The sequence below is a fragment of the Cryobacterium sp. RTC2.1 genome, assembly GCF_035018685.1.
GTDB classification, from domain to species: domain Bacteria; phylum Actinomycetota; class Actinomycetes; order Actinomycetales; family Microbacteriaceae; genus Cryobacterium; species Cryobacterium glucosi.
Genome location: NZ_JASJXJ010000359.1, coordinates 1 through 462 on the forward strand (window position 1 = coordinate 1; position 462 = coordinate 462).

Below are 462 nucleotides of genomic sequence, written 5' to 3' on the forward strand. Positions count from 1 at the left end.
GCCGGCGCCGGATTCGGTGACGTGCAGGAAGTGAAGACCGCCGAGGAGGACCTGCTGTTCTCGCTCCCGAAGGAACTGCGCAAGGACCTTGCGGGCAACAACGACGCACGGGCCCTCGGCGGGCGAGTGACCCGGGTCGAGTAGCGCCGATCATCGTGGGGCGCCGGTGGGGGGCGCCCGCGTGGATGCCTACGGCTGGCTGTAGAAGTCGATCAGCGTCGGGTCGGTGGTCACGACGACCATCATGAAGGCGAAGATCACCACGAGCGCGATCACCGCGCCGATCACCGGGACGTAGAACGCCCGCTTGCGGCGTGAGATGAGCAGGATCGCCGCGGCGGCGGTGAGCAGCCAGACGATCGCTTCGGTGATTCCGCCCGCCGTGACGAGCCCGGCGACGGAGGAGTCCGGCACGTAGGTACCGAGGTGGGACTGGGTGTAGAGCATCTGGATGGCGTCGGG

The 462-nt window shown here is 68.2% G+C and carries 1 protein-coding gene and 1 pseudogene; one reads left to right on the plus strand and one right to left on the minus strand.

The window, feature by feature from the left end:
* Window positions 1–144: pseudogene (locus tag QN357_RS19295) on the plus strand (4-hydroxy-3-methylbut-2-enyl diphosphate reductase); the annotation flags it as partial.
* A 45-nt stretch (window positions 145–189) separates the two neighbouring features.
* Here the strand turns inward: QN357_RS19295 and QN357_RS19300 are convergent.
* On the minus strand, window positions 190–462 hold a 273-nt coding region (locus QN357_RS19300), incomplete at its 5' end, for a DUF6264 family protein (RefSeq protein ID WP_323505443.1).